The following is a 469-nucleotide window of genomic DNA, read 5'->3' on the forward strand; positions in this document are numbered from 1 at the left end:
ATATTAAATACCTCCTTTATTAACTCTTACAATTACATTTCCTTTTTTCAAAACATCATAAACACGGCCTCCTCCTCATTTACAAACATTTCTTTAGTAATTTTAATTAATTGAAATAAAAGCATTTGTATTTAACTTAATGGCGATTAAGAATCTTTAAAACATAAAAAGCTCCCCTCAAAACTTTCACTTATTAACGTAAAGAGTTTGAGGAGAGTCATTTCAAATTTAATTTCTAAAATTTAATTAAGATATTCTATTAAACTAACTTACTCTGAATGATTAACGCGTACAATGCGCGTATACTTAAGAAACTGTTGAGAATACTTCTGTTTAATGTCCTCTATAGAATCATATGTTACACCAATAATATGCCAATTAGGATTAAAGTGATAGAAGGAATCTTTGTTTTTAGACCATTTAATCATACTTCCATCTTTATTGTACCTAGGTAATGTCACCTCATAAC

At 27.7% G+C, this 469-nt stretch carries 1 pseudogene; it reads right to left on the minus strand.

The window, feature by feature from the left end:
- Positions 1-269: 269 nt before the first annotated feature.
- Positions 270-469: pseudogene (locus HZY83_RS00975) on the minus strand (EVE domain-containing protein); the annotation flags it as partial.

It is taken from the genome of Gemella sp. GH3, from assembly GCF_013415425.1.
In the GTDB taxonomy this organism is placed as follows: domain Bacteria; phylum Bacillota; class Bacilli; order Staphylococcales; family Gemellaceae; genus Gemelliphila.